24 protein-coding genes are annotated in these 20,583 nt (G+C 49.8%); all 24 read right to left on the bottom strand.

The genetic code is table 11. The annotated features are described in order from the left end of the window. Window positions 1–1,058 precede the first annotated feature (1,058 nt). Window positions 1,059–2,048 carry a glycoside hydrolase family 25 protein gene (locus HNR77_RS21410; RefSeq protein WP_397367289.1) on the bottom strand — a complete coding sequence of 330 codons (990 nt, stop codon included), beginning with the start codon at window positions 2,046–2,048 and terminating at the stop codon, window positions 1,059–1,061. A 274-nt stretch (window positions 2,049–2,322) separates the two neighbouring features. Continuing rightward, the gene (locus HNR77_RS21405) at window positions 2,323–2,829 is read right to left on the bottom strand and encodes a phage holin family protein (RefSeq protein ID WP_184188866.1); all 507 of its coding nucleotides are present in this window, start codon (window positions 2,827–2,829) and stop codon (window positions 2,323–2,325) included. Window positions 2,830–2,892: 63 nt separating this feature from the next. After that, the gene (locus HNR77_RS21400; protein WP_184188864.1) at window positions 2,893–3,336 is read right to left on the bottom strand and encodes a hypothetical protein; all 444 of its coding nucleotides are present in this window, start codon (window positions 3,334–3,336) and stop codon (window positions 2,893–2,895) included. Next, window positions 3,336–3,641: a hypothetical protein gene (locus HNR77_RS21395; protein WP_184188861.1), complete on the bottom strand. Its 306-nt coding sequence runs from the start codon at window positions 3,639–3,641 to the stop codon at window positions 3,336–3,338. The genes HNR77_RS21400 and HNR77_RS21395 overlap by 1 nt, the downstream gene beginning before the upstream one ends. Continuing rightward, window positions 3,642–3,953, bottom strand: a complete 312-nt coding sequence (locus tag HNR77_RS21390) for a tail fiber protein (protein ID WP_184188858.1) — start codon at window positions 3,951–3,953, stop codon at window positions 3,642–3,644. Beyond that, on the bottom strand, window positions 3,953–4,525 hold the full coding sequence (locus HNR77_RS21385) for a YmfQ family protein (RefSeq protein WP_184188855.1): 573 nt from the start codon (window positions 4,523–4,525) through the stop codon (window positions 3,953–3,955). The genes HNR77_RS21390 and HNR77_RS21385 overlap by 1 nt, the downstream gene beginning before the upstream one ends. Further along, a complete protein-coding gene (locus HNR77_RS21380; protein ID WP_184188852.1) occupies window positions 4,518–5,657 on the bottom strand; it encodes a baseplate J/gp47 family protein in 1,140 nt (379 codons plus the stop codon). The genes HNR77_RS21385 and HNR77_RS21380 overlap by 8 nt, the downstream gene beginning before the upstream one ends. A 4-nt stretch (window positions 5,658–5,661) precedes the next feature. Further along, the gene (locus HNR77_RS21375; RefSeq protein ID WP_184188849.1) at window positions 5,662–6,117 is read right to left on the bottom strand and encodes a DUF2634 domain-containing protein; all 456 of its coding nucleotides are present in this window, start codon (window positions 6,115–6,117) and stop codon (window positions 5,662–5,664) included. After that, a complete protein-coding gene (locus HNR77_RS21370) occupies window positions 6,110–6,520 on the bottom strand; it encodes a hypothetical protein (RefSeq protein WP_184188846.1) in 411 nt (136 codons plus the stop codon). Before HNR77_RS21370 ends, HNR77_RS21375 begins: the two co-directional genes overlap by 8 nt. Beyond that, on the bottom strand, window positions 6,513–7,502 hold the full coding sequence (locus tag HNR77_RS21365; protein ID WP_184188843.1) for an XkdQ/YqbQ family protein: 990 nt from the start codon (window positions 7,500–7,502) through the stop codon (window positions 6,513–6,515). Before HNR77_RS21365 ends, HNR77_RS21370 begins: the two co-directional genes overlap by 8 nt. Continuing rightward, window positions 7,499–8,128 (bottom strand): LysM peptidoglycan-binding domain-containing protein, encoded by a 630-nt coding sequence (locus tag HNR77_RS21360; RefSeq protein WP_184188896.1) that lies wholly within the window; start codon window positions 8,126–8,128, stop codon window positions 7,499–7,501. The genes HNR77_RS21365 and HNR77_RS21360 overlap by 4 nt, the downstream gene beginning before the upstream one ends. A gap of 56 nt (window positions 8,129–8,184) precedes the next feature. Next, on the bottom strand, window positions 8,185–9,948 hold the full coding sequence (locus HNR77_RS21355; protein ID WP_184188840.1) for a hypothetical protein: 1,764 nt from the start codon (window positions 9,946–9,948) through the stop codon (window positions 8,185–8,187). Window positions 9,949–9,973: 25 nt separating this feature from the next. After that, window positions 9,974–10,096 carry a hypothetical protein gene (locus HNR77_RS30405; protein ID WP_260410751.1) on the bottom strand — a complete coding sequence of 41 codons (123 nt, stop codon included), beginning with the start codon at window positions 10,094–10,096 and terminating at the stop codon, window positions 9,974–9,976. Between the two features lie 35 nt (window positions 10,097–10,131). Beyond that, window positions 10,132–10,566, bottom strand: a complete 435-nt coding sequence (locus HNR77_RS21345) for a phage tail assembly chaperone (protein WP_184188837.1) — start codon at window positions 10,564–10,566, stop codon at window positions 10,132–10,134. Window positions 10,567–10,989: 423 nt separating this feature from the next. Continuing rightward, the gene (locus HNR77_RS21340) at window positions 10,990–11,397 is read right to left on the bottom strand and encodes a phage tail tube protein (RefSeq protein ID WP_110897169.1); all 408 of its coding nucleotides are present in this window, start codon (window positions 11,395–11,397) and stop codon (window positions 10,990–10,992) included. 103 nt (window positions 11,398–11,500) lie between these two features. Next, a complete protein-coding gene (locus HNR77_RS21335; protein ID WP_184188832.1) occupies window positions 11,501–12,964 on the bottom strand; it encodes a phage tail sheath subtilisin-like domain-containing protein in 1,464 nt (487 codons plus the stop codon). Then, window positions 12,964–13,164, bottom strand: a complete 201-nt coding sequence (locus tag HNR77_RS21330) for a YqzN/YkzM domain-containing protein (RefSeq protein WP_184188828.1) — start codon at window positions 13,162–13,164, stop codon at window positions 12,964–12,966. Before HNR77_RS21330 ends, HNR77_RS21335 begins: the two co-directional genes overlap by 1 nt. A 140-nt stretch (window positions 13,165–13,304) precedes the next feature. After that, a complete protein-coding gene (locus tag HNR77_RS21325) occupies window positions 13,305–14,216 on the bottom strand; it encodes a hypothetical protein (protein WP_184188826.1) in 912 nt (303 codons plus the stop codon). Window positions 14,217–14,556: 340 nt separating this feature from the next. Next, window positions 14,557–16,260, bottom strand: a complete 1,704-nt coding sequence (locus tag HNR77_RS21320; protein ID WP_184188823.1) for a DUF4127 family protein — start codon at window positions 16,258–16,260, stop codon at window positions 14,557–14,559. A 306-nt stretch (window positions 16,261–16,566) separates the two neighbouring features. After that, window positions 16,567–17,526, bottom strand: coding sequence for a hypothetical protein (locus HNR77_RS21315; RefSeq protein WP_397367283.1), 960 nt, complete (start codon window positions 17,524–17,526; stop codon window positions 16,567–16,569). 213 nt (window positions 17,527–17,739) lie between these two features. Next, the gene (locus HNR77_RS21310; protein WP_184188817.1) at window positions 17,740–18,399 is read right to left on the bottom strand and encodes a VOC family protein; all 660 of its coding nucleotides are present in this window, start codon (window positions 18,397–18,399) and stop codon (window positions 17,740–17,742) included. A gap of 54 nt (window positions 18,400–18,453) precedes the next feature. Continuing rightward, entirely contained in the window at window positions 18,454–18,912 is a 459-nt protein-coding gene (locus HNR77_RS21305; RefSeq protein ID WP_184188815.1) for a VOC family protein, read from the bottom strand. Window positions 18,913–18,969: 57 nt separating this feature from the next. Continuing rightward, window positions 18,970–19,539 carry an NADPH-dependent FMN reductase gene (locus tag HNR77_RS21300; RefSeq protein WP_184188813.1) on the bottom strand — a complete coding sequence of 190 codons (570 nt, stop codon included), beginning with the start codon at window positions 19,537–19,539 and terminating at the stop codon, window positions 18,970–18,972. Window positions 19,540–19,783: 244 nt separating this feature from the next. Further along, window positions 19,784–20,566 (bottom strand): response regulator, encoded by a 783-nt coding sequence (locus tag HNR77_RS21295; protein WP_184188811.1) that lies wholly within the window; start codon window positions 20,564–20,566, stop codon window positions 19,784–19,786. Window positions 20,567–20,583: the final 17 nt, after the last annotated feature.

Here is a 20,583-nt window from a genome sequence, read left to right as displayed (position 1 = left end):
GCGTAATGGTGGGTGGTACTTCCATTGTACAAGGAAACATATGACGGTCTCTATTTTTTTTACAAATTATTACTCCGAATTTTGGCAAGTACAGTATATAAGTTGAAGTTAAGATTTTACACACACCACTTCGATGACAGAATAACCTTCCAATCGCTGTTATCCCCAGATTTTTTTGATCTCCTTTTCCAAAGGGGAAAATCCGGTGATAAAGGCGAAGCTTATGCTTCCGATGCAGCTTTCTTTTAGAAAGCTTTTAGCTCCGTTTTTCAGGTTTTTTCTGTCCCCTCCGTTCACGTGTAAATACATAGCTTGACTTATATATTAAAGGCTTTAGATGCCTCTGATACCCGATTTAGAGTTTTGAAAAATTGCAGCCAAGATCGTTATAGAATTCAGATTCACTTATAAAGCGATTCGAATCGGACGGATTACACGTAATGAGTGTTGCTCCTATTTAAACTAAGGTCAATTAATGACTGAGCTATGACCCTATCGTATCAAGCGTAGAAAGATAGGTACTCCTTGGAACAACCTAAAGACACACGTAAAGATGATCAGTAGGTGATCCACGACATGTAACCAGGTTTAGTTTGCTGAAGTACAATTCATTGAAATAGGTTGTTTAACAGAGTGATTTACATGAGATGTCAGATTCATAGAAACAAGAGTAGAAAAGAATAGAACAGATTGACGACGCTACAATAACTTCGAATGTTATGGTTTTGTCATGATGAGGGAGGTTTATCGTTAAAATCGTGGTGAAAAACATTTTGGTGTAATTTACTTTACATTACATTTATGAATTAAACAAGAGATTTAGAGACTTATGTCTTTAACTTTATCAGACACGTCATTTTTACTGACATTATGTACAAAAAAGGAACACAGCTCGACAATAATCGCCTGCGCTCCTTGCATTTGTTTCTCCACCTTCTCAGATCTGTTCTATATAAGTTGGACTAGAAATTTTACACACACCACTTCGCTTTTTCAGTTTTTTTCTGTCCTCTTCGTTCACGTGTAAATGAATAGTTCAACTTATATTCCGATTCGATTTATTTTTTAAACAAACCTCTACGATACATGACGGTAATAAAACGATAAAAATCGTAGCTTGCTCCGTTATCTATGCTAAACAGCGGATTTTTGGTGTCATAGGCCAGTGCCGCATCGACTGCGGCTTTCGCCCAAACCGGAACTTCCATCTGCTGACGTGCCTGCAAACGGTCAACCTGTGCTTTGAGTGCATCAAACGCGGCCTTCTCTTCAGCTGTCATCGGTTCTCCCCCTTTCGGTGGATTCGGATTGGATGGGTTCGTTGGGTTCGACGGGTTGCCAGGATTGGTTGGGTTGGATGGCTCGGTCGGGTTTGTTGGATTGGTCGGGTTCGGTGTAGTCGCTGCATATCTGGCCCTGAGCTGTGCTGCCGTTCCCTCAAATTCATTCATATCCACGTTACCGGTTATGCCGTTTACCTTCCCTGAATCCGTATACTGCCAGAACGTCCATCGCTTCCACGCTGGCTGATCATCTGGCACACGTGAGTTACTGTAACGTGCAATCCACAGATCGTAGTTTCCCAAGGAAGCATCAAAATTCCCGGCAAAGGAGTTACCTGTGTATATGATCGGTTTAACACCTGTGAGTCGCTGCAGTTCTGTTAAAAAGGCTTTCGCCACCGTATTCATCTGTGCTTTGCTCAGATTGCCGGGGTTATTCTCGTAATCCATCACGGGCGGCAGCTGCAGCGCCTTGGCTCCCCCGACCTTGTTCAGCGTACTGGCATAATGCGCCGCTTCCGCCTTCGCGATCTCGGCAGTTGTTCCGCGGAAGAAATGATAGGTTCCCACCATCATGCCCGCCGCCAGCGCACCCGCTACATTTTTCTCAAAATTCGGATCAACATAGGTCTGCCCTTCGGTAGCCTTGATAAACACAAACGTTATACCGCTTGCCTTCACCTTGGCCCAGTCGATATTGCCCTGATACCGGGAGATGTCAATGCCCTGCGTGTTCCCCGAGGTTCTGTTTTGCAAAGTTCTCACACCCTTTATGCGGCTCATGCCGTTTGTATATAGTTAATGCGGACGGGTTAAAAAGCGCTTGTGTGCGTGTCCCTTAGTTGAAGAGAGGAAAATTAAATGTCCGCTAGCAGGAGTTGGATAGCAATAGTTCATGGTTCAAAATACAGATACTGCAATGCGAGAATTACCTGGAGAGTATGGCGATACTCCCAAGGTTTAGGCCCTTACCTTAGGAAACGTTCAGGCGAGATCCAAGTTCAGGCAAACATTTTAGTAAAACTTTAGCTTGAGGCATTTAATGCTTGTTCACGTTATCTTTCGTTGTTGGTGACTCTGTTTTATCCTGTTCGGGATGCGGAAAAGAATCCTTGGTTGGAGGTGAGAAGTTGCTGGGGTATTCCCCAGCCCCACCCTTCCCCTTGAGCACCTCGATCGCCTGCCGAATGGCTGGCGGAATTGGAGCACCCAGCTTGCCCCCGTTCTCGATGATAGACAACAGCTCATTGGCGATATAAAAAAAGGCGACCGCATCCCTGAACAAATGTCCGTCTCCCAGAACACCGTCCACCAGATGAGCCACCGATACCATTGCAAATATAAATACCTTTCGTGCGATGCCAAACATGCCAACATTACTTTCAAGCTTGCCGGTCATCGCCGCTGCTGCGATGCCTGTTAGGTAGTCGAGAATGACGAACACAAGCAAAACGCCGAGTACTCCTGACCAGCCTCCAAAGAAGTAGGATGCCGAGCTGCTCATCAGCGCAATTCCCCATTTCCATAGGGTGTCCCATCGTTCCATGGGTTCACCTCCTTTGGTTTTCACTATTTTTGATTCAAATTCTTAGAAATAACAATTATTATATCAATTTAGCCCGTACCCTCCTTCCCTTATAATTGTAATAAAATTCGAAAAAATTGAAGCCTGTGATAAAAACACTCGATTTGATCCCGCAGTTGATACCCAGATATAAATAGATATTTTATCTCCAGCATCAAATGTAATGTCTTCTGTAAAAGTAGAACTTGGACCACTTGTTGTTCTAACCGGCCCTATTGGATAGTTGTTCAAATAAACCCTAGCATTTCCTATAACGCCACCTTCTGACCAAATACTATAATTAATCCTTACTTTCCCACCTATATAGTTTAAACTGACTGCCATTCTTTCTACTGGTGTAGATGAATATGTTTGAGGTACACCATTATACTGAAGCCTGTATATTTCACTTAGTCCAATGTTATGTTCCATTGGACTAAGACCATCTAATTTAAAAGCTTCTAATGTATAGCTATCTAAATTAGGCATTAAGGTGTCACCTCTCTACCGCTAATATAGATATTACAAGAGGACGATGAGGCCTCGGCTTGAATCGTATCGCCGGCCTCAATTACATGATCCAGAAACGGAATTGTGATTGTATCACGTGGATTAATTGTATGACTTGCAATTATAGCAATACCTCCAATAACTAGTGTAAACGTTGCAGCTGACGAACTGGGGTTGCATACACTAACTGCCTTCACAAAAGTCTTTGTATTAGCAGGACAAGTATATAAGGTTACCCTTTGACTAAAATTTGCTCTTGCCAACCTTTTATCTACTACTGCCATCTATAACGCCCCCCATTTTTGACTTTCTTCTAGATTTCGAACAATAATATTAACTTCCCCTACCGCCTTCTCCGTCGCCGCAACTGTCTCGGACGTACCATCCGTCTTGTTCGACAACTGCACCTTCCCTTTCTGCGTCAAGGACGCATCGGGGATATCCATCTTGCTCACCGCTTCGCGAAGCGCATCCAAATCGTCTTGCGTTGCAACACCTGCATCAATCTTCTCAAAAATCGCATTAATACTCTCCCGGGTCACATTCTCATTCCCCAAAGGCAGGGGGAGATTTAATCGATCTGTATCTTTTGGCATTACGCCCACACCTCCAGTTCATTCCACGTCAATGACGCGGCATCGAGTTCATCCCATGTTATCTGTTTGTTGTCGAGGTCGTCCCAGACCAGATAACGGTATTTATATTCCACGGCCATGTGGGCCGGTTTCAGTTCATCAATGGCGCGTTTCAGATCATCAATATTGGGCGGAATACCCATCGTATCGACAAAGCTCACCGTAAAACTCCACACTTCTGGTTGAAAAGTTACATCCACCTTGCCCCCGGCATAGGCCTCAGCAACGTTTGCAACCTGCCTGCCTGAAAATTTCCCGGAACCACGAAGCTTCGACTCCACCACAGCACGCCGCTGCTCCACAGGTTTGAGACGATCTGTCTCAATGCCCAGCTCCTGCTCCCAGTAATCCAGCCCCCAGGTCGCCGTGCGGACAAAAAACTGCTCCAGCGTCTCGTCCAGTGCCTGATACAGCAAATCCATCTCCACGCCTTTGGCCTGCATATCGGCCTGCATGACACGCGAAGTCTCATAATACTGGGGCAAATACGAGAACAGTTCCCGCCCCTTTTCACTCGTTAACACACTACTCATGCACATCCACCGTCCCCAGCACAGCCACCTGGCTGGCGCTCATCTCGATATTCTGGTCGCTTACACGGTTTACGGTCAGCTCCGAATAGTCGATAATTGGCGGGATGTCGAGCAGGATCGCCGCAATGCGGGTGTAACGAACGAGCGGGTCGGCAAAAGCAAGCTGCTTCAGATACGCGGTTACCCCGCGTTCGATTAATGCCCTGACATCTGCCAGCGTTGCATCACTTGCCAGCGTCAGTTTCACCTGAATGTTCATCGGCACTTCCTCCGCTGGCATCACCGTCACCACTGGCCCTGCCGGGGCAACCCCTTCACCTTGTCCATCCTGCGTTGGATCAACATACTTTTGTACCGCGGCTACCAGATCGGAGCCTGCCGCACGTTTGTCCGTATCGAGCAGATACAGTCCAACCGTACCCGGCCCCTGCCAGAGCGGGATCACCCTCGTCGCACCGACGCCCGGCACTTCACTGGCCCACTGCACATACTGTGCCTTGTTGCCGCTTGTCCCCTGGTTGCGGACTTTGGCATAAAAGCGCTCCAGCAGCGCGGTATCCGTCTCCACGTCCGCACCGCCCTTGATCACGTCCGTGTTCACCACAGACGTTACGCCGCTCAGTGGTGTAGATAGCACGGTTACCGTGCCTGCGGGCACATTGCTCTCTTTTCCGGCAACAAGCGCACGTACACCTACACTCCCGAAGCCATCCTCACCAAGCTCCACACGGCCGACGGTTTCATATTCGAGCGATGCTTCCCCGGACAACTCATCTGCGAGCGTAGCCACAACCGTGCCCAAGGGCACAACTTTCCCCGGTGTACCTGCAAATCTCACTGTTCCTTGTGCATACACCGCTGCCCTGCGCGTAATCCCGTGCTCTCCAGCCCGCAAATCCAGCTCCTCCGAACGAAAATTCGGATCGCTGCTCGCCGCTGTACTGGCAAATCCACGCCGCAGCAGCTCCTGCGCCCAAAGCGCAGCCTCAGACAGCATAAAGGCTACCGGAGCCTCGGCATCCCACAAAAACGACCCTTCCGACTTATCCAGATCCGCGGGCAGACGATCCAGCATACGCTGCATAATCTGTTCCTCCGTCTGGTCCTCCAAATAACGCGGAATCTCAGCCATCCCGTCAGATCACCTCACTTTCCAGAATAAACATCTCATCCTGCACACTCGTCACCCGGCACGTAAATACGCACTGCTCCCGATCCCAATCAAACGTAAACTGGTCCACCGCATCTGTACGCGGATCAGCCAGCAGCGTCTCCGTGACCATCCGGGCAATCTCACTTTCCATCACACTGCGGCTGTCTCCTTGACCCACAAGCTCCTCCAGCTCCGAGCCGTAGTCCCGGGAATAGATCACATGTCTATAGCGCGGGGTTTTCACTGCCTTGATACACCACTGCACCCAAGCCTCATGCGCGTCTGCCGCGGCCACTTTGCCGCTTGGAGTCAGTACAAAATCACCAGCATCATAGTCGTAACGCCAGCTCCGTCCAAATCGCACCTCTTCGGAGGCAACCCCCGAGAGGTCCTCTTCATCTCCCCAGACAATACCCGTTTCGGGAAATAAACTAGGCATGGGCACTCACCACCTTACACAGCACCACAATATCGTTACCGCCATTCACCCGCATCGCCAGCACACGGTCCCCGGCCTTCAGGCCTTTTCCCAAAGACCAAACCGCTTCTTCCACTTCCCCTTTTTGCAAAAGAAACCGTCCCGTGCCCGTCGTACCTCCGTTTGCCACGTCAGATATGCCAGAAATTGTGCCAGCCAGCTCGCGCTCCGGCAAATGTAATGTCCCAGGCAGCTCGGCCACGAGATAGTCCTGAACTTCATGCTTGAAGTCATCCAGCTTCACGCCGGATGCCGTAATCGTACCGAGCACCGCCCCCAGACCGCTCACGGCCTGACGGGAATGCGTGCTCATCGCTCCCCGCATCACATCGGCAAACTGCCCGTACGGATCTTCTTTATTCAAGGTAAAACCTCCTTTTCACCAGCTCCGCCGTGCCCAGCTCCAGCGTCATCGTACCTGGCCCAGCCGACAGATCGCGGCTGACCGACATGACGATGAGCTTCAGGCCTTTGAGCGTGACCGCGTCTCCGGCGCGAATCGTATTAATATCTGGAGCCGAGACGGTAAACGTCTCCTGAACACCTGTCAGCTTGCTTTTCGCCAACTTCTTTGCGGCGGCAGCTGTTTTCACCTGATCGTCCTCGATCAGTTTTTGCAATGTACCCAGCTGTTCGGTATCGCTCTGCTCGATCGCCAGCACCTTCGAAGGAACTTCTTTCCCACTGCCCCCGGATTCCGACGCTGCCATTACCTTCACTTTGGTGACTGCGCCTTCGAGCGTGCGCATCTGCGTCAAGTCGATCAGCCGATCCAGCGCATACACCTTCGCATTGCTGCCCACCTTGAACAGCTGCAGCCCGCCAGGCGTCATCCGTGGGTGGTACATATCTCCCCCGGACTTAGCGGTTTCCTTCAGATCGGCAAATATCATCGAAAAAATCGTCTGCGACCGATACACCGCCTTGCCCAGCTTGGTCTTGGTTTCCGGCAGTGAGGCCAAAGGAATTTTCCACTCCTTCGAGTATGCCTTGAGCCGCTGCGTGGCGGTCTGATCCTTGGGAAACAGGAATTCGTCCTCTGATTTCTCCAGATAGATCATGCGGTCGTAGACCGTGAGGGACAGCCGTTTGGTCCCGCTATTCGAGCTTTCCGCTTCCCAGATGACCGCCGGATGCAGCAGATGCACCATGGATTTTTCGCCAAAAGGAACCCCGCTGATCCGCACCGCCATTCCCGGCGAGATGGCAGGCAGCCCGGAGGATGCCGACACCGCCAGCCGGATATTCGCCTGATAGGCGATCTGATCGAGCGAGTCCTTGAGCGTGATCGTCTCCACCAGCTTGGTGATGTCGTGCTTGTCATCGACAATGACCTTGTAGGTCATGGCATCACCAGCTTTTGCCCCGGCTTGATCCGGTTCGGATCACTGCCGATGATTTTGGCGTTAAGCTTGTAAATCTCGTTCCATTTGGAACTGTTTCCGAGCTCAAGCTTGGCTATTTTGGACAGAGAATCCCCGGCTTTGACGGTGTAGGTCTTGCTCGTTTTTTTCAAATCCGTACGTGAACCAGACTTACTCGCCGCAGCTCCTGATCCCACCTTCTCGACTTTGGAATCCCGCCAGGTTCGCAGGGTCAGGTCGAAATAGATATCTCCCGTCTCCCCACCGCGAAAGCTCGAATTCAGCGAAACCAGAAACACGGGTACATTCACGCCGGTCCCCGAAATGATGAAACGCAGCGGCTTTTTCGAGATAAGAAAGGTGTTCAAAATATTCATGGCTACGCGCGGATCGGGAAGCGGGGATACCATACAATAGGACTCGTCATACTCCTTAGGAAAAAAAGAAGAGAAGGTGATCTCCTTCACCTTCTCTCCCTGCGCAAAATCAAACTCGCCATGCTCCAGCATCTGGATCGTTTCGTATCCCTTCGACCTGGAAATATTAACTTCTTCCGGGTTCACCGGGAATTGAAATGAAGTGCTTCCGTCCTTCAACGTAAATGTCATTTCGTTAGGTCCTGCTTCATCTTTGAATGCAGACATTTATGCGGCCTCCTTTCTGCTTAGGCCATAATCGTTTTGCGATTTTGCATCGCCTTACGGAACTCGTTGCTGATCCGCTGCCCCACCTGATGGCTCACAGCATCATAATCAATGGCGTTCTCACGCACCGTCACCTGTACCGTACCTGGCGCAATATTCACAGCGATCTGGTTGGTCGTTTCCGTTTTGAAATCCTTGAGATAACCCGACAGGCTGCTCATCTGCTCTTCCGAAATATGCACTGTCATCGGAGATGCTTTGCCATTGGACTGAGCGTTGTTATTCAGTGCCATAGCTTGGGATTGCATCATGCTTGTGCCTGTAAGACCTGCGGAAGTCGATGAGCCCAATCGATTGTTCATGTAAGCTTCGGGCCCGGTAATCGACAGAGCTGCTGGTCTATATGACGGTGGCATCTGCGGTGCTGCGGGTACGGAAGGTGAGGAAGCGACTGTTGCAGCTGGAGTGGTCTGTTCTTCTTTTTTCGAACCAAAGCCGAAGAAATTGGAGATGCCTTCGGTCAGACTCTTTGTTTTCTCAGAGACAAAATCAGCAGCACCAGTGAACACCTTGCTTGCTCCCTCTGACGCTTGGGAGAAAAAGTTGCCAATCGCCTCGGACTTACTTCCAATCCAGCCACCCGCTTCGCTTCCCAGCCAGCCCCCAACGGCTCCGCCTACGTATGTGCCAATGACAGGAGAGATCAGCGTTCCGAGTGCGCTGCCAATCGCCGTGCCTGCTGTTCCACCAATCATAGAGCCGACTGCCCGACCTCTTTCCTCTGGTGGTGCACTTGCGATGTTAGCCACATCCGCCAACATGCTGATCGGACCAAGCAGCCTTTTTGCCCCTTTGGCAAAGCCACCGCCTATTTTACCCATCATGCCATCACCTGAGAAGAGGTTGGACATACCCATCGGTGATGCGGAGGCAAAGCCAAGCTTATTCCGGTTTAATTTTTGTTCGAATTCCATCCTCAGTCTCTTATCTTCTGCGTTAGAGAAATCGGTAATAAGCTCCGATGCTTTCGGGGTTGGTGCTGTTACTGGATTGGAAGCCCGAGATGTCCTGAAAGTAGATCTTCCTCTACCTCTTCCGCTTCTTCCCCCCATCCCTCTGCGAAAAGGTTTGTTACGCTTCGTTTCCGCATTTGCATCTGAAGTGGTTTGTGTTTGATTTTTACCTTGCTTACCTTCTGCCACTTCTGTACTTGCGCTTGGATTGGCGGCTTTATTCTTTTTGGCTTTTCGATCAGACCATGCTTTCTTCCCTTTTCCAATCAAATCAGTAGCATTATTAGCTACGTCTAAGACTTCAGTAAATCTATCCCACAGATTCTTATCCTCTTCTTTAGCCACATTATTAATCGTTGTATTTGTATTGTGACTCCCAATCACAACGGACATGGAAGAGGCACTCGCCGGGGTCATTTTCCCCATTGCTACTTCAACCTTCTGCTTCACCTCCACCGACACCGTGCCGGAAGCCTTCACCAATTGATTGCGGAAGCTGTTCAGCTTGGTCAGTGCACGATCCAGTGCCGGGCTTAGCTGGTCATCCAGTCCAATTCTAGGTGTGATGCGCAAACGGCTCAACCTTACAGCGGTGCTATAGATATTTTCCAATCTACGCCCGGTTGTTCTCAGCTCATTATTCACTTTGATCAGGCCCTGATAACGAACCCGGTTTAAACGATCCGTAGAGCGCTGAATCTGATCCAGGTAACGAAGAGTGGTCTTCATTTGTGTGTTCGATTGGGATAAACCGATAATCATTTCTGCCATGTTATTCACCTCCTGCCTGTTTGAATTAACGATTCATCTGGGCGCTTAGCGCTGCCATCTCCTCTTCCGAAAAAGCAAGCAGCAGCGAGCGTTCCCCTCGCGGCAAAGACCAGAATTCTCCGGGACGAAGATGATGACGCACCCACATGTGGTACAGGAACGTGGTCATCCCGCCGGAGTGAATCAGTTTTTTAGGTCTTCAATCTCCACACCGAAGCCGGACAGCTCCAGCACTTTATCACCTACAGCATCCAGCTCACCCGCCAGAAGCATACGGCGAACCGCCTGCTCTCCACCCGACAGCTTCATCCGGCCCGTGATACGGCTGTCTCCCCAGCCGGACAGCTCCAGTCCGCGGACGTTCATTTTTACTGTGGCCTCAGAGATTAGAAGTGCATTAAACGTTTCCGTATCCACCTTTTCCTCAGTGCGTCCCTTGGTGGTCTTGCGAATCGTACAGCGCTCGCGAATCTGATCGACTTTGGAGGATGTGAGCCCACGCAGTGTAAGCAGCAGGTCCAGGCGCTGAATGCGTACATTTTCTTCCGGTAGCCGTTCTGCCGCTTCAAACAATTGATCCAGAATCTGTTCCTCGGACAAATTTTCATTGATACTCATCGGTCGTAGTCTCCTTTGGTTTTCCATGTATTCTCTTCTGTGTGATCTGCTTCCGCATTTTCTGCATTTCCTGCGTTTCCCCGTGTTTCCTCGGTTGGCACCAACATCCCAAGACACCAAAAAGACCGAGAAGTTCTCGGTCTGCTTCAATGTCCTTGCTTGCTGTGAACAGGTTATATAACTTGAACTAAATATTTTACACAGCCCACTCCGATAACAGAATAACCTTCCAATCGCTGTTATCCCCATATTTTTTGGATTCCCTTTTCCAAAGGGGAAAATCCGGTGATAAGTGTATGCTTCCGATGCAGCTTTCTTTCAGAAAGCTTTCAGGCGATCGCTTCGCTTTTCCAGGTTTTTTCTGTCCTCTCCGTTAGAGTGTAAATGAATAGTTCAACTTATATGAATAAAGTTTTACAAAACTTAATTCGCCACAATCGGATTGAGCAATTCAAAGCCTTCGAACGTAAACCCGGTCTCCTCCGGCACTTCCTCGCCAGCCGTCCAGTTTGCCAGTTGAATTTTATCCACCATACAGCCCTTCAGCAGCACGCTTTCATGTCCGTATGATTCCGGGTCGTCCAGCTTGGAGATAATCTGAAACTTGGTGAATCCGCGCTGGATCATATCAGACGTTACCTTGTAACCGGTCATTGTGCCTGTGCCTTTTTTGGCACCGTTTTTGTGAACCTTCCAGTCGTTGCCGACCAGATTCAGCTCTCGCTTCTCAATCTCAACGCTGGCCTCCAGCTTGTTAATATTCGTCTGCCACACTCCGTCGATATGCAGCTGACCGTGGGTACCGAGAATGACTCTTGATGCGTCCAACATGTATATTTCCTCCTTATGATGGTTGAGCGCAATCGCTCAACATGAGATATTTCATTTTATGAATCTGAATCTACTCGCCTGCTTCTGCTTCCAGGTCATTTCCTTATTGTACGTAAAATGTACCAAACAGCTGCTCCATCACATCCGTCAGCTTCACATTCCATTGCAGGAATACCTGATCCGCTTCAGGCTTCAGCACAGGTGCAGCGCCGTAGTATGCAGGGTCCAGAACAACGTCATAGCCTTCGGCCTCAATCACATTGCTCTGTGCCAGCAGCGCCAAATAGGCCTTCATCGCACCAATCAGTGCCTGACGACCTTCCTCGGTATTGTTTACTTTCCCGATATACGTATCCTCTGCGGAGCGCTGCAGGTCGGTATTAATTGCGTCCATGACGCGGATGGAACGAATTTTTTTCCATGCATTGTTCTGTCCGGCAGCAGGCGTAACCAGTGTGTTTACACCGCGAAGTGCTTTGACCCGGCGACCGTCGTGGAAGAAAATAAATACGCCGTTCTGCACAGCCTGCTCCTGTTCCGCACGCGTCCAGCGACGTGTGACATCATCAAACGGTGTTGCCGCATAGGTCGTGGATTCATTCAGACGCTGTCCGGCAATCAGACCAGCCACATAAGCAGAGGTCTGTGCAGAACTGTAGAAAGCATCGCCCAGGCGTACGCCTGTGCCGACATTGATCACACCTTCATGATTCAGCGTAAGCGAACGTGCTGCCGCTTTCTGTGCTGCCGTAGCGGAAGTATCGTCCGCTGTGGAGCCACCGAAGACTGCCATCACGGGCTTGCCTTCATTACGTACCCGTTTCACCCAAGCCGCAAAGCTGGCAAGCAATGCTGCATCCGCCGCATGATCCAGTGCCAGCACATCGAACTGCTCCCCTTCGAGCGCGCCTTGCAGAGCAATATATTCCGCATTGGTCAGTGCATCGTTGCCGCTTACGCCACCTTTGAAAGCTGCTCCCGATACATTAGCTACTTCGCCTGTACCGTCTCCGATGGCCTGTGCGGTAATCCAGAGATTTTGCTCATCCGCATTCATCTCTTTGGCGAGAGCCGCTGCCGTAACATCTGCTGTCTGGAGCGCATACAGCATGCGATTGCCTTCGAACAGACGTACTTCAAACTTCGTGTTATCGATCACGCCCGGTTGAATCGTCACATAGAATCCGTTCGCACGGTCGCCCGGGTACTTTGCATCGAGCTGCAGCACATCCGCACCGCCGCTATCCTTCAGCGTCAACGCTGCAGCTTTGGCAGATGAACTCGCCACCCGATAAGCGAGCAGCTTCTTCGGCCCACCCAGCAAAGCCAGCTTGAGCGACGTATACGCCGTACCATTATCCAGCGCGTTAGCCGCAAACGTGCGCTCAATCGCCGCTTCACTGCCTACTTCTACAAACGTGCCCACCGGGCCCCAGTTTGCCTTTACCGGCACAACAACCGTGCCACGACTTCCCGCCTGAATAGCCGACGAAGCTGCCGCCTGAAAATTCATATACAAGCCCGGAAGTACCGGACGATTCGTTTGCTCCCAAGTTCCACCTGCCATTATTCCTTCACCTTCGCTTTCAAAAATTGGTTGATTCTTGTCTGTGCTTCTGCAATGGAAAACGATTGCTGCGCCGCTTCGTGCAGCGCACCAGCCAGCACCTCTGCCTTGACGGCAAAGAGGGCTTCCGAATGATTCATCAGTTCAGCCCGCGTATATTGCGGGGGAACTGGCAGCTTTTTGTTCACCGAGCCTGGCATCTGTTTCTCACCTCGTTGGTTAACTTCAAAAACACACTATTTTGACCTATGAATTTTTGATCCTATCAATCTATGAAATTGCTAATAAAAAAATCTGAAGCCACTCGCAAACGCATATAGCGGCCCCTCTCGACTTACACTTACTGTATCCCTTTGCTATGGTGAATCTCTCGCATAAGCGGTGCAGTTGCAACCGAACGACGTATCCGCTGTGACAATGTCAGACGAAGCTGCCCGTTTAAATATGCATCTGCCTGCATATCCGCTGTCACCTCATCAACCGTTACATAACGGATATTGCCTTCAATGCTTTCGTTAGCTTCATTGCTTTGATCATCCCTTGGATGGAATGCTATCCGTGATTGAAGCGCCAGCTGCTCGACCAAATGACCAACCGTCTGATCTGTCATAACTGTGTTGCCTGTCAGCACATGGCCTACCCACTGTTTGCGTACCTCAAGCGCCGAGGTTCCTACAGCTGCTGTACTATATCCAGTCAGACGCCATAACACGGATGGCATCCGGTATCCCCCAGGCCAGCGCTCCGTGTACACAGACCAGTCTGGACCTAACTCGTCCACCGTCCAGCGCTGAAGAGCAGAAAGCCAAACATCTCCTGCAGCATCAGCATGTTCAGTACGTTGAGGTTCGGGAACATACACGCCAAAACGCAAGCTGCGCGTAACCAGCCCCGATTCGGCATCCCTGCGTTCGCTGTCCGTGGAACCCAGATAGATGCAAGTAAAGGCCCCGCCTTCCCCATCCTCCAGCCGTACCTGATGCAGACCTGTGATCAGCTCTGTCGACCAGACCTCAACCTGTTCTGCTCCACCGTCCTCTGATCGGGCGTATGGAGAAATTTTGATGATGCGGCGATACCCTGCCCAGGCTGACTTTGGCACTTCTTCTGCAAAAGCAAGCACAGCGCACGGACCTGAAAGTACTTCTCCCGAAGCAGGAGCATCATGCACACGGCCCTCCCACGCAGGTACAAGAGTCGCCAGCTTGTGCTTTAATGTCTTTTTGATACGTGTACTCATGGACACACTCATTTCGCCCCCCCTCTGCTGCAAAAGTAACTTCGCTCCCCATGGTGCAGCAGCCATGCGGCAACTTGGGACATCCCCCTTTTCCCCGCGGTCCATGTGGGCACCGGATCAATGCAAGGACAACTTCACCGCATCAAAAAGACCAGCCGTAATGGCTGGTCTGTACATTAGCGTATGGGCTTTCGGTGTGTCCCTTGCGATTCATCCGATAATACTATCTTACAGCCTTTTTCTTTTAGCGCGGACGGTGCTTCGGTGGACTTCAGCACGAATAAAGCATGAGGTTGGGCGGTAAAAAGACGAATCAAAATGGCTATTTTCTCATCAAAACTTCTGACCCAACCTAGTTCAATCTCACCTGCGGGCTCAGCGTAATTTCGAATGCACGCCCCCAGATGAAATCAGGGTTGTTGTACTCCAGCAGCGCACCGTTGTAAACAACATACGTCAACTGCCCGTCACAGATCTGGCGGATTGCCGGATTGCCCTGCTGGAAGGCAGGTTTGCTTGCCAATTCAGCCGTGTGCGTCTGCATGAGATCACGGAGTAAACTTTGCAGATGAGCGTAATCCTCTTCGGAGTTGAACAGCACCATATTCTGATCTGCCAACGTGGCTACATTGGTATATAGTGCATGAGCGCGTGAATAGGTGCGAATATCGGCAATGGCTACTGCTTTGTAGCTGTAATCTTTGAGGAAACGCTTGAACAGCAGCGAACCATGCGCGTTCATCGCGTCACGCAGCTTGTGTTCATGCTTCTCTGTCGTGGTCAGCGCATATCTCGATTGCGCCATACCTACCGCAAGACCAATTTTATTCCCTGGTGTATTCCAGGCACTGTAGCCAAGCACTCGCCCCGTATACGGACTGTTCAGCAAAGCTTCCGCCACCTCTACATTCGCAGGCCCTTTACCGACAAAATCAATCAGGATCGAAGGCAGCCCCTGCTCCCCATTAAACGCCAAGCGCTCCACTGCCGCCTGCACCTGATCGAGTGCTGTAATCGCGATAATCTCCATGTCTACCGCCGAGTCGGCTTCATCCTCCACCAATGTACCGCCGACAATATCAACATGATGCACCACATTCTGGTGTACATCCATATATTCATAGGTGTTGATAATGGTGGAGCCGTGCGGGCCATAATATTTCACGCCATACTTCGTCTTCGCCCCGCCTCTGAACAGCTGATTCGCCATCCGGGCAACCAGAGCATGTCCCAAGCCATCTGCATCCGGCAAAATAATTGCACGATCCGGATTCTGCCCATCCGTTCCGCCCAGCCATTCATTGATTCGTGCTTCGACATACTTGATCTCGTTAATTTGCACCCCTTGAGTGTTGGCATCGTCCACACCAACAGCGAGGAAATCAATATACCCTGTACGAGCCAGCTGATCCAGAATGTAACGATTGGTTTTAAACTTGTGCTGTCTCGTATTGTAGTATTTTTCTTTCTCAAAATACGTCGTATCCCCGTACTCTTCACCTTCTGGAGAAACGTTATATCCTTGAATGATATCTTCAAATTCAGTATAAACCTGACGCGGCTGCTGCATCAGAGAACGGGATTCATTATACGCATCCAGCGCCAAACCACCTGCAAATGAAGTTGTTGCCAGCCGCATAATCGTATCCATGACAAATAGAGGTTTGCGTGGATACTTTGTTTTAATGATGCGAATGACATCCAGCAGACGAGTCGTTTGCTCGTCATATGCCGGGTAAGCACCGCCGCCGTGATCTCGAAGCTGACGACTGCCGATCAGGCCGCCATAAGCCAGCATATCGGTAGAAATAATGAAGCCGTCCACCTTGGCCGCATGCTTCAGAATAAAATCATGAACCTTCGATGGATTCCCGTAAACAGGCGTTGAAGTGCCGAGAAGGGTCGTGCCATCCGTTGTTTTTTCCGTATCCAGACGATTTTTGATATCCTTCAGGTTGGGTGTAACGATGTGAAGACCGGCTGCTTTCCCTTGTACAATAACATCATCCAGATTGGCTGGACGGTCATCCAGTGGAACATACAATACTGTTTTCATATCATGTAGCCTCCTGTTTTTAATATTCTTCAATACCCGATCAGAGCAAGGTTGCAATCACCCTATCAAAAAAACAGACGCCAGCTGGCCTTATCTTCCATGTGTCAGCTATCTTCTGCCTTCTGCTCTCTGCGTTCCTTGCTTCTGATCCGATATTACCATCTTACCGTCTATTGTCCCTCATGCGGACGGGTTAAGGGATGAATTCGGCTGGATTATTGGCGGTTTATGGAGATTGAAATATTGAGATTGAAATGGCGAAAAGCGCCTGCCATATCATATCGGCAGGCGCTCTTTTAATTATCATTATGCAATAATGTAGCGGAAATTCTCCCAAATCTCGGGCTCAGGCTCCCCATTCTTCGCATGGTGATAGAAGCTGAACGGAAACTTGAACACATGGCCCTCATACCAATTACGGCATCGCCTGTCGGTTAACCAGTATTCCAGTTCATGCGGCAGCGCGCGGGAACGCTCAGCCTGTTGTAACGGCAGCACATCTACAGGAGATTGCAGTGTGGCACCCGCTTGTGTTGCATCAACATTGCGACTGAGCCGCAAAGCCTTCACCATTTTGAGAAATGGCGGGATGCCTTTGCTGAACAGAGCCGGGTAACCAAGCTCATAAAGTATATTCAGTGCATGCCCATAGGTCAGCATATGACCGATCAGATCATGATGGGCCTCTGCCTGATAAATGGTGCTGAAGGCACCGAGCTCCTCCAGAATTAACCGGGACAACTCCATCGGCTTCTGTATCTCGGGAAAATCGTCCTTTTCTTCCAGAGACATATGGCGTATTTCCTTCACTGTTGTGTTCATCCAGGAACGGCCCGGAATCGTTCGTTCAAACGACTCGATTAATTGAGCAATCTGCTCAATCTCTTGTGCCGTGCCCCATCCTTCCAGTTCGCGAATGGCTTTGAGACTAATCGCTCCGTAGATGGCCTGATGGCCGACCCAGTGCAGCTCCCCGATCGTTCGCTCCAGTGCGTCTGCAATACGCGCTTCGGCTAATTCCAGCGGCATACACTCATCTGGCAAAACAGTCTGTGCGGGACGGGTTCCATGCTGACGCAGCATCGCTTTGGCTTCGGCGGTGATGCTGCCGGCGGCAAGAGCCGTGAGATGATTTTCCCGTACCCAGAAGTAAGCTGCAATCGCGCCCACACCATAATGGGCATGCCACAAATCTCCTGTGCGCTCCTGACTGGATGCCATTGTCGCTAGTCCTTCCTCCAACAAACGTCGATCCAAGTCTGCCATCCCCTTCTCTATTAGACTGAGTTTTAAGACACGCCCTAGAATGGAAGCCTCGCTAACAAGCGGCCTGCCTGATCCCCATAAAATAAAGCGTTTACTTCTATATCATGATCAGGAACCGACACTTATGCCCTTTTTGCAGGATATTAATGAAACGAAGATTTTTCACATGGACATTACGGTGATAGAAGAACCTGAAGCAGCACTGTTATGCTCCTAAAGTCGAAGTCTGCCTACCTCACGGATTGTTGCTTCCAGCGGAAACATCTGTGCCTTTTGATCGGAGAAAAACCAGACTCGTTCCTTCTTCACCACAATAAACAACCCATTACGGTCACCTACCGGAGAAAAGGTATCACTTTCCTCACCCCAACGCGGCAAGCCAGCCTTCCCCAATTCGTTCACCGTAGCAGACACATTCTCCGAAACCAGTCCAATCTCACACACCTGCAGAATATCTGCTGCCGAGAATGCCCGCTCTTGTTCATTATTTAACCGATGATGGGCGATCAGCTCTACAATGTTTCCGGCCGGATCTTCAAAATATAGTGAATGAGAGTCCCAATTGACCGAATAGGTTTCATCCCGTTTTCCATCGCTGTTCAGAGTTACTCGTGACGCTGCCCACTGCTTTGCTTCCTTGAATCGGTTTCGGGGAATCATCCAGGCAAAATGATAAAACGGCTTACTGTCATTTCCCTTTGTTCCAGCTACTGCATTCCACTGCTTGAACATCATCTTGGTGATCCCTGCTTGTATAGTGAAGGCTTGCTCTGCAGGATCAAGAGCAGACACCTTCATGCCCAACGTATTTCCATAGAAATGATGCAGCTCCTCCAGCTTCGCTGTATAAAATAACACCTCTTGAATAATCATACTTCAACACCTCTTTAATCATCGTATGCCAACAACTTCTCAATCAATTAATCATCATACGCCTCTCCCATGCATCTTCTCCCATTTACTCCACGGTACCAGCCCAAGCTCAGGCTTCGCCTCGTCTGGAAGCACAGCGATGAATTCAAGTGAATGACCATCCGGGTCGGCGAAATAGACGGAAACCGCGGGCATCCAGCCAAAAACATACAGTTCTCCAATATCATCATCCTGAAAATTGCGAGTCGCTATGTCCTTGTTTTCCAGATATTCAACCGCATGTTTCATATCTTCCAGAGAGATGTGAAATGCAAAATGCTGACGCTGCACCTGTGCAGGCTCCTTTTCCCAAAGCCCCAGCATGTTATAGCGTTCCCCGCCAATCCAATAGAATGAGTTGCCTCGCTCTGGCTGTCCGTAAGCATGAGTTAAACCCAGTACCTTTTCATAAAAATGATGTGATTTTTCCAGATTCGTCACGTTCAGATGTGTTTCATATATGCCTTTAATCATGGTAAATCACCTCTTTTCTTATCTTTTCTTATCCTTGCTTATCCTTGGTCTGGTGCTTTACAACGCCTTCTTTGCTGCTGTTAATGTCTCGGCCAGCTTCAAAAACGATCCCAGTACCCGTTGTACACGATCCTCGATATCCTGGCTGCCTTCGTACTCCTCATATCCATCAAATGTTGCTTCAAAGCGTCTACGCTGTGCGCCGCCAATCGAGATCCATTCCGGGGCGTTGATGCCGTGCAGGTTACGAACCATCGTTTGCATCTGGGTAAGCGAGCTTACACCGACTGCGCCGCCAGCAGAGCTGATCGATAACACCGGCTTGCCGCTAAAATGTGCCTGACTTAGATGGTCCAGCGCATTTTTGAGCACGCCGCTGATGCTGCCGTGGTATTCAGGCGTAGACAGGATAATTGCATCCGCTGCAAGCAATACCGTATTTAATTCAGCCAGATGTTCGTCCGTTTCCTGTTTATCATCCGGGGCGTAGAAGGGCAGCGGTTTCTCATACAAATCAAACAGTACGGCCTCATGTCCCTGTCCTCTAATCACTTCTGCCGCGTATTCACCCAGTCTTGTGCTGGTTGCATTTTTACGGTTGCTGCCTGCCAATATAACAATGTTCATGATATTCACTCTCCAATGTCAGATTTATTTCGTTTCTATTCTCTCAGACCGTGTCCGGCTTTCTTTAGCTATCCTTATTTTACCTTGTAAACCCTGCGCAATTCGTCAGCTAATGGACTTAACTTCAGCACAAAAAACTCAACCTTTCGGTTGAGTTCATACGACTTTAGTCTGATTTAGTCTGAACTTCGTAGAGAATGAGTGAAGTAAAAATATTGAATGAACTTCAGTACCCTCTGGAACCTTACAGCTCCCAGCCATTCCTTACTGCATGAAGCGCCGCCTGTGTACGGTCGGCAAGTCCCAGCTTGTCCAGCAGATGACTTACATGTGTTTTTACCGTTTTCTCCGTAATGACCAGCCGGACGGCAATTTCCTTATTGCTAAGCCCTTGGGTGATCAGCCCCAGCACTTCACGTTCACGGCGGGTGAGCACATTCACACCTGCTGCACTGGATCGTGCACTTGATTCAATGGATGGACTCGTTAGGCCTGTGCCGAACATATGCAGCTCCTGCTGTACCGATTTCGTTTCATTTAGACGCTGGAAAAAAGGCGATCCTGCCTCCTGCTGTTCTGCTTGCACAGAGTCCGATTGCAAATCCATTGACGCCATCACATGCATGAGTTGGCCTGCCGCCGCCGGGTGCAGCTCCACTTGCCCCGAGTATACATTACGGATTGCCATCGCCAAATCCTCCGGTTCAATATCTTTGAGCAAGTACCCCTTCACTCCTGCACGAACAGCAGGCACGACATGATCCTGATCCGAGAAAGAGGTCAGTACGATGATTCGTGTACCCGGCAGCAAACGGCGCAAATGTCTTGATGTTTCAATGCCGTCCATTACAGGCATGTGCAGATCCATCAGAACAACATCCGGCTCCAGTTCCTGCGCACGCTCCAAAGCCTCCTGCCCGTTCGACGCTTCACCAACAACCTTCATATCCTGCTGTGTACTCAGAAAAACATGCAGTCCCCGTCTGACCATCACATGGTCGTCGGCAAGTAAAATTGTAATCGGCATTGCTGCCTGCCCCCTGA

This window comes from Paenibacillus sp. JGP012, assembly GCF_014203995.1.
Classification (GTDB): Bacteria; Bacillota; Bacilli; order Paenibacillales; family Paenibacillaceae; genus Paenibacillus; species Paenibacillus silvae.
The sequence above is the reverse complement of the archived record's forward strand: the minus strand, read 5'-3'. Positions and strand labels throughout refer to the sequence as shown.

Excerpts from the sequence above, each read along its gene's own strand:
- HNR77_RS21405 (WP_184188866.1), bottom strand. The coding sequence starts at position 2,829 with ATGGAACGATGGGACACCCTATGGAAATGGGGAATTGCGCTGATGAGC.
- HNR77_RS21400 (WP_184188864.1), bottom strand. The coding sequence starts at position 3,336 with ATGCCTAATTTAGATAGCTATACATTAGAAGCTTTTAAATTAGATGGT.
- HNR77_RS21395 (WP_184188861.1), bottom strand. The coding sequence starts at position 3,641 with ATGGCAGTAGTAGATAAAAGGTTGGCAAGAGCAAATTTTAGTCAAAGG.
- HNR77_RS21390 (WP_184188858.1), bottom strand. The coding sequence starts at position 3,953 with ATGCCAAAAGATACAGATCGATTAAATCTCCCCCTGCCTTTGGGGAAT.
- HNR77_RS21385 (WP_184188855.1), bottom strand. The coding sequence starts at position 4,525 with ATGAGTAGTGTGTTAACGAGTGAAAAGGGGCGGGAACTGTTCTCGTAT.
- HNR77_RS21380 (WP_184188852.1), bottom strand. The coding sequence starts at position 5,657 with ATGGCTGAGATTCCGCGTTATTTGGAGGACCAGACGGAGGAACAGATT.
- HNR77_RS21375 (WP_184188849.1), bottom strand. The coding sequence starts at position 6,117 with ATGCCTAGTTTATTTCCCGAAACGGGTATTGTCTGGGGAGATGAAGAG.
- HNR77_RS21365 (WP_184188843.1), bottom strand. The coding sequence starts at position 7,502 with ATGACCTACAAGGTCATTGTCGATGACAAGCACGACATCACCAAGCTG.
- HNR77_RS21360 (WP_184188896.1), bottom strand. The coding sequence starts at position 8,128 with ATGACATTTACGTTGAAGGACGGAAGCACTTCATTTCAATTCCCGGTG.
- HNR77_RS21355 (WP_184188840.1), bottom strand. The coding sequence starts at position 9,948 with ATGGCAGAAATGATTATCGGTTTATCCCAATCGAACACACAAATGAAG.
- HNR77_RS30405 (WP_260410751.1), bottom strand. The coding sequence starts at position 10,096 with ATGTGGGTGCGTCATCATCTTCGTCCCGGAGAATTCTGGTCTTTGCCG.
- HNR77_RS21345 (WP_184188837.1), bottom strand. The coding sequence starts at position 10,566 with ATGAGTATCAATGAAAATTTGTCCGAGGAACAGATTCTGGATCAATTG.
- HNR77_RS21340 (WP_110897169.1), bottom strand. The coding sequence starts at position 11,397 with ATGTTGGACGCATCAAGAGTCATTCTCGGTACCCACGGTCAGCTGCAT.
- HNR77_RS21335 (WP_184188832.1), bottom strand. The coding sequence starts at position 12,964 with ATGGCAGGTGGAACTTGGGAGCAAACGAATCGTCCGGTACTTCCGGGC.
- HNR77_RS21330 (WP_184188828.1), bottom strand. The coding sequence starts at position 13,164 with ATGCCAGGCTCGGTGAACAAAAAGCTGCCAGTTCCCCCGCAATATACG.
- HNR77_RS21325 (WP_184188826.1), bottom strand. The coding sequence starts at position 14,216 with ATGAGTGTGTCCATGAGTACACGTATCAAAAAGACATTAAAGCACAAG.
- HNR77_RS21320 (WP_184188823.1), bottom strand. The coding sequence starts at position 16,260 with ATGAAAACAGTATTGTATGTTCCACTGGATGACCGTCCAGCCAATCTG.
- HNR77_RS21315 (WP_397367283.1), bottom strand. The coding sequence starts at position 17,526 with ATGGCAGACTTGGATCGACGTTTGTTGGAGGAAGGACTAGCGACAATG.
- HNR77_RS21310 (WP_184188817.1), bottom strand. The coding sequence starts at position 18,399 with ATGATTATTCAAGAGGTGTTATTTTATACAGCGAAGCTGGAGGAGCTG.
- HNR77_RS21305 (WP_184188815.1), bottom strand. The coding sequence starts at position 18,912 with ATGATTAAAGGCATATATGAAACACATCTGAACGTGACGAATCTGGAA.
- HNR77_RS21300 (WP_184188813.1), bottom strand. The coding sequence starts at position 19,539 with ATGAACATTGTTATATTGGCAGGCAGCAACCGTAAAAATGCAACCAGC.
- HNR77_RS21295 (WP_184188811.1), bottom strand. The coding sequence starts at position 20,566 with ATGCCGATTACAATTTTACTTGCCGACGACCATGTGATGGTCAGACGG.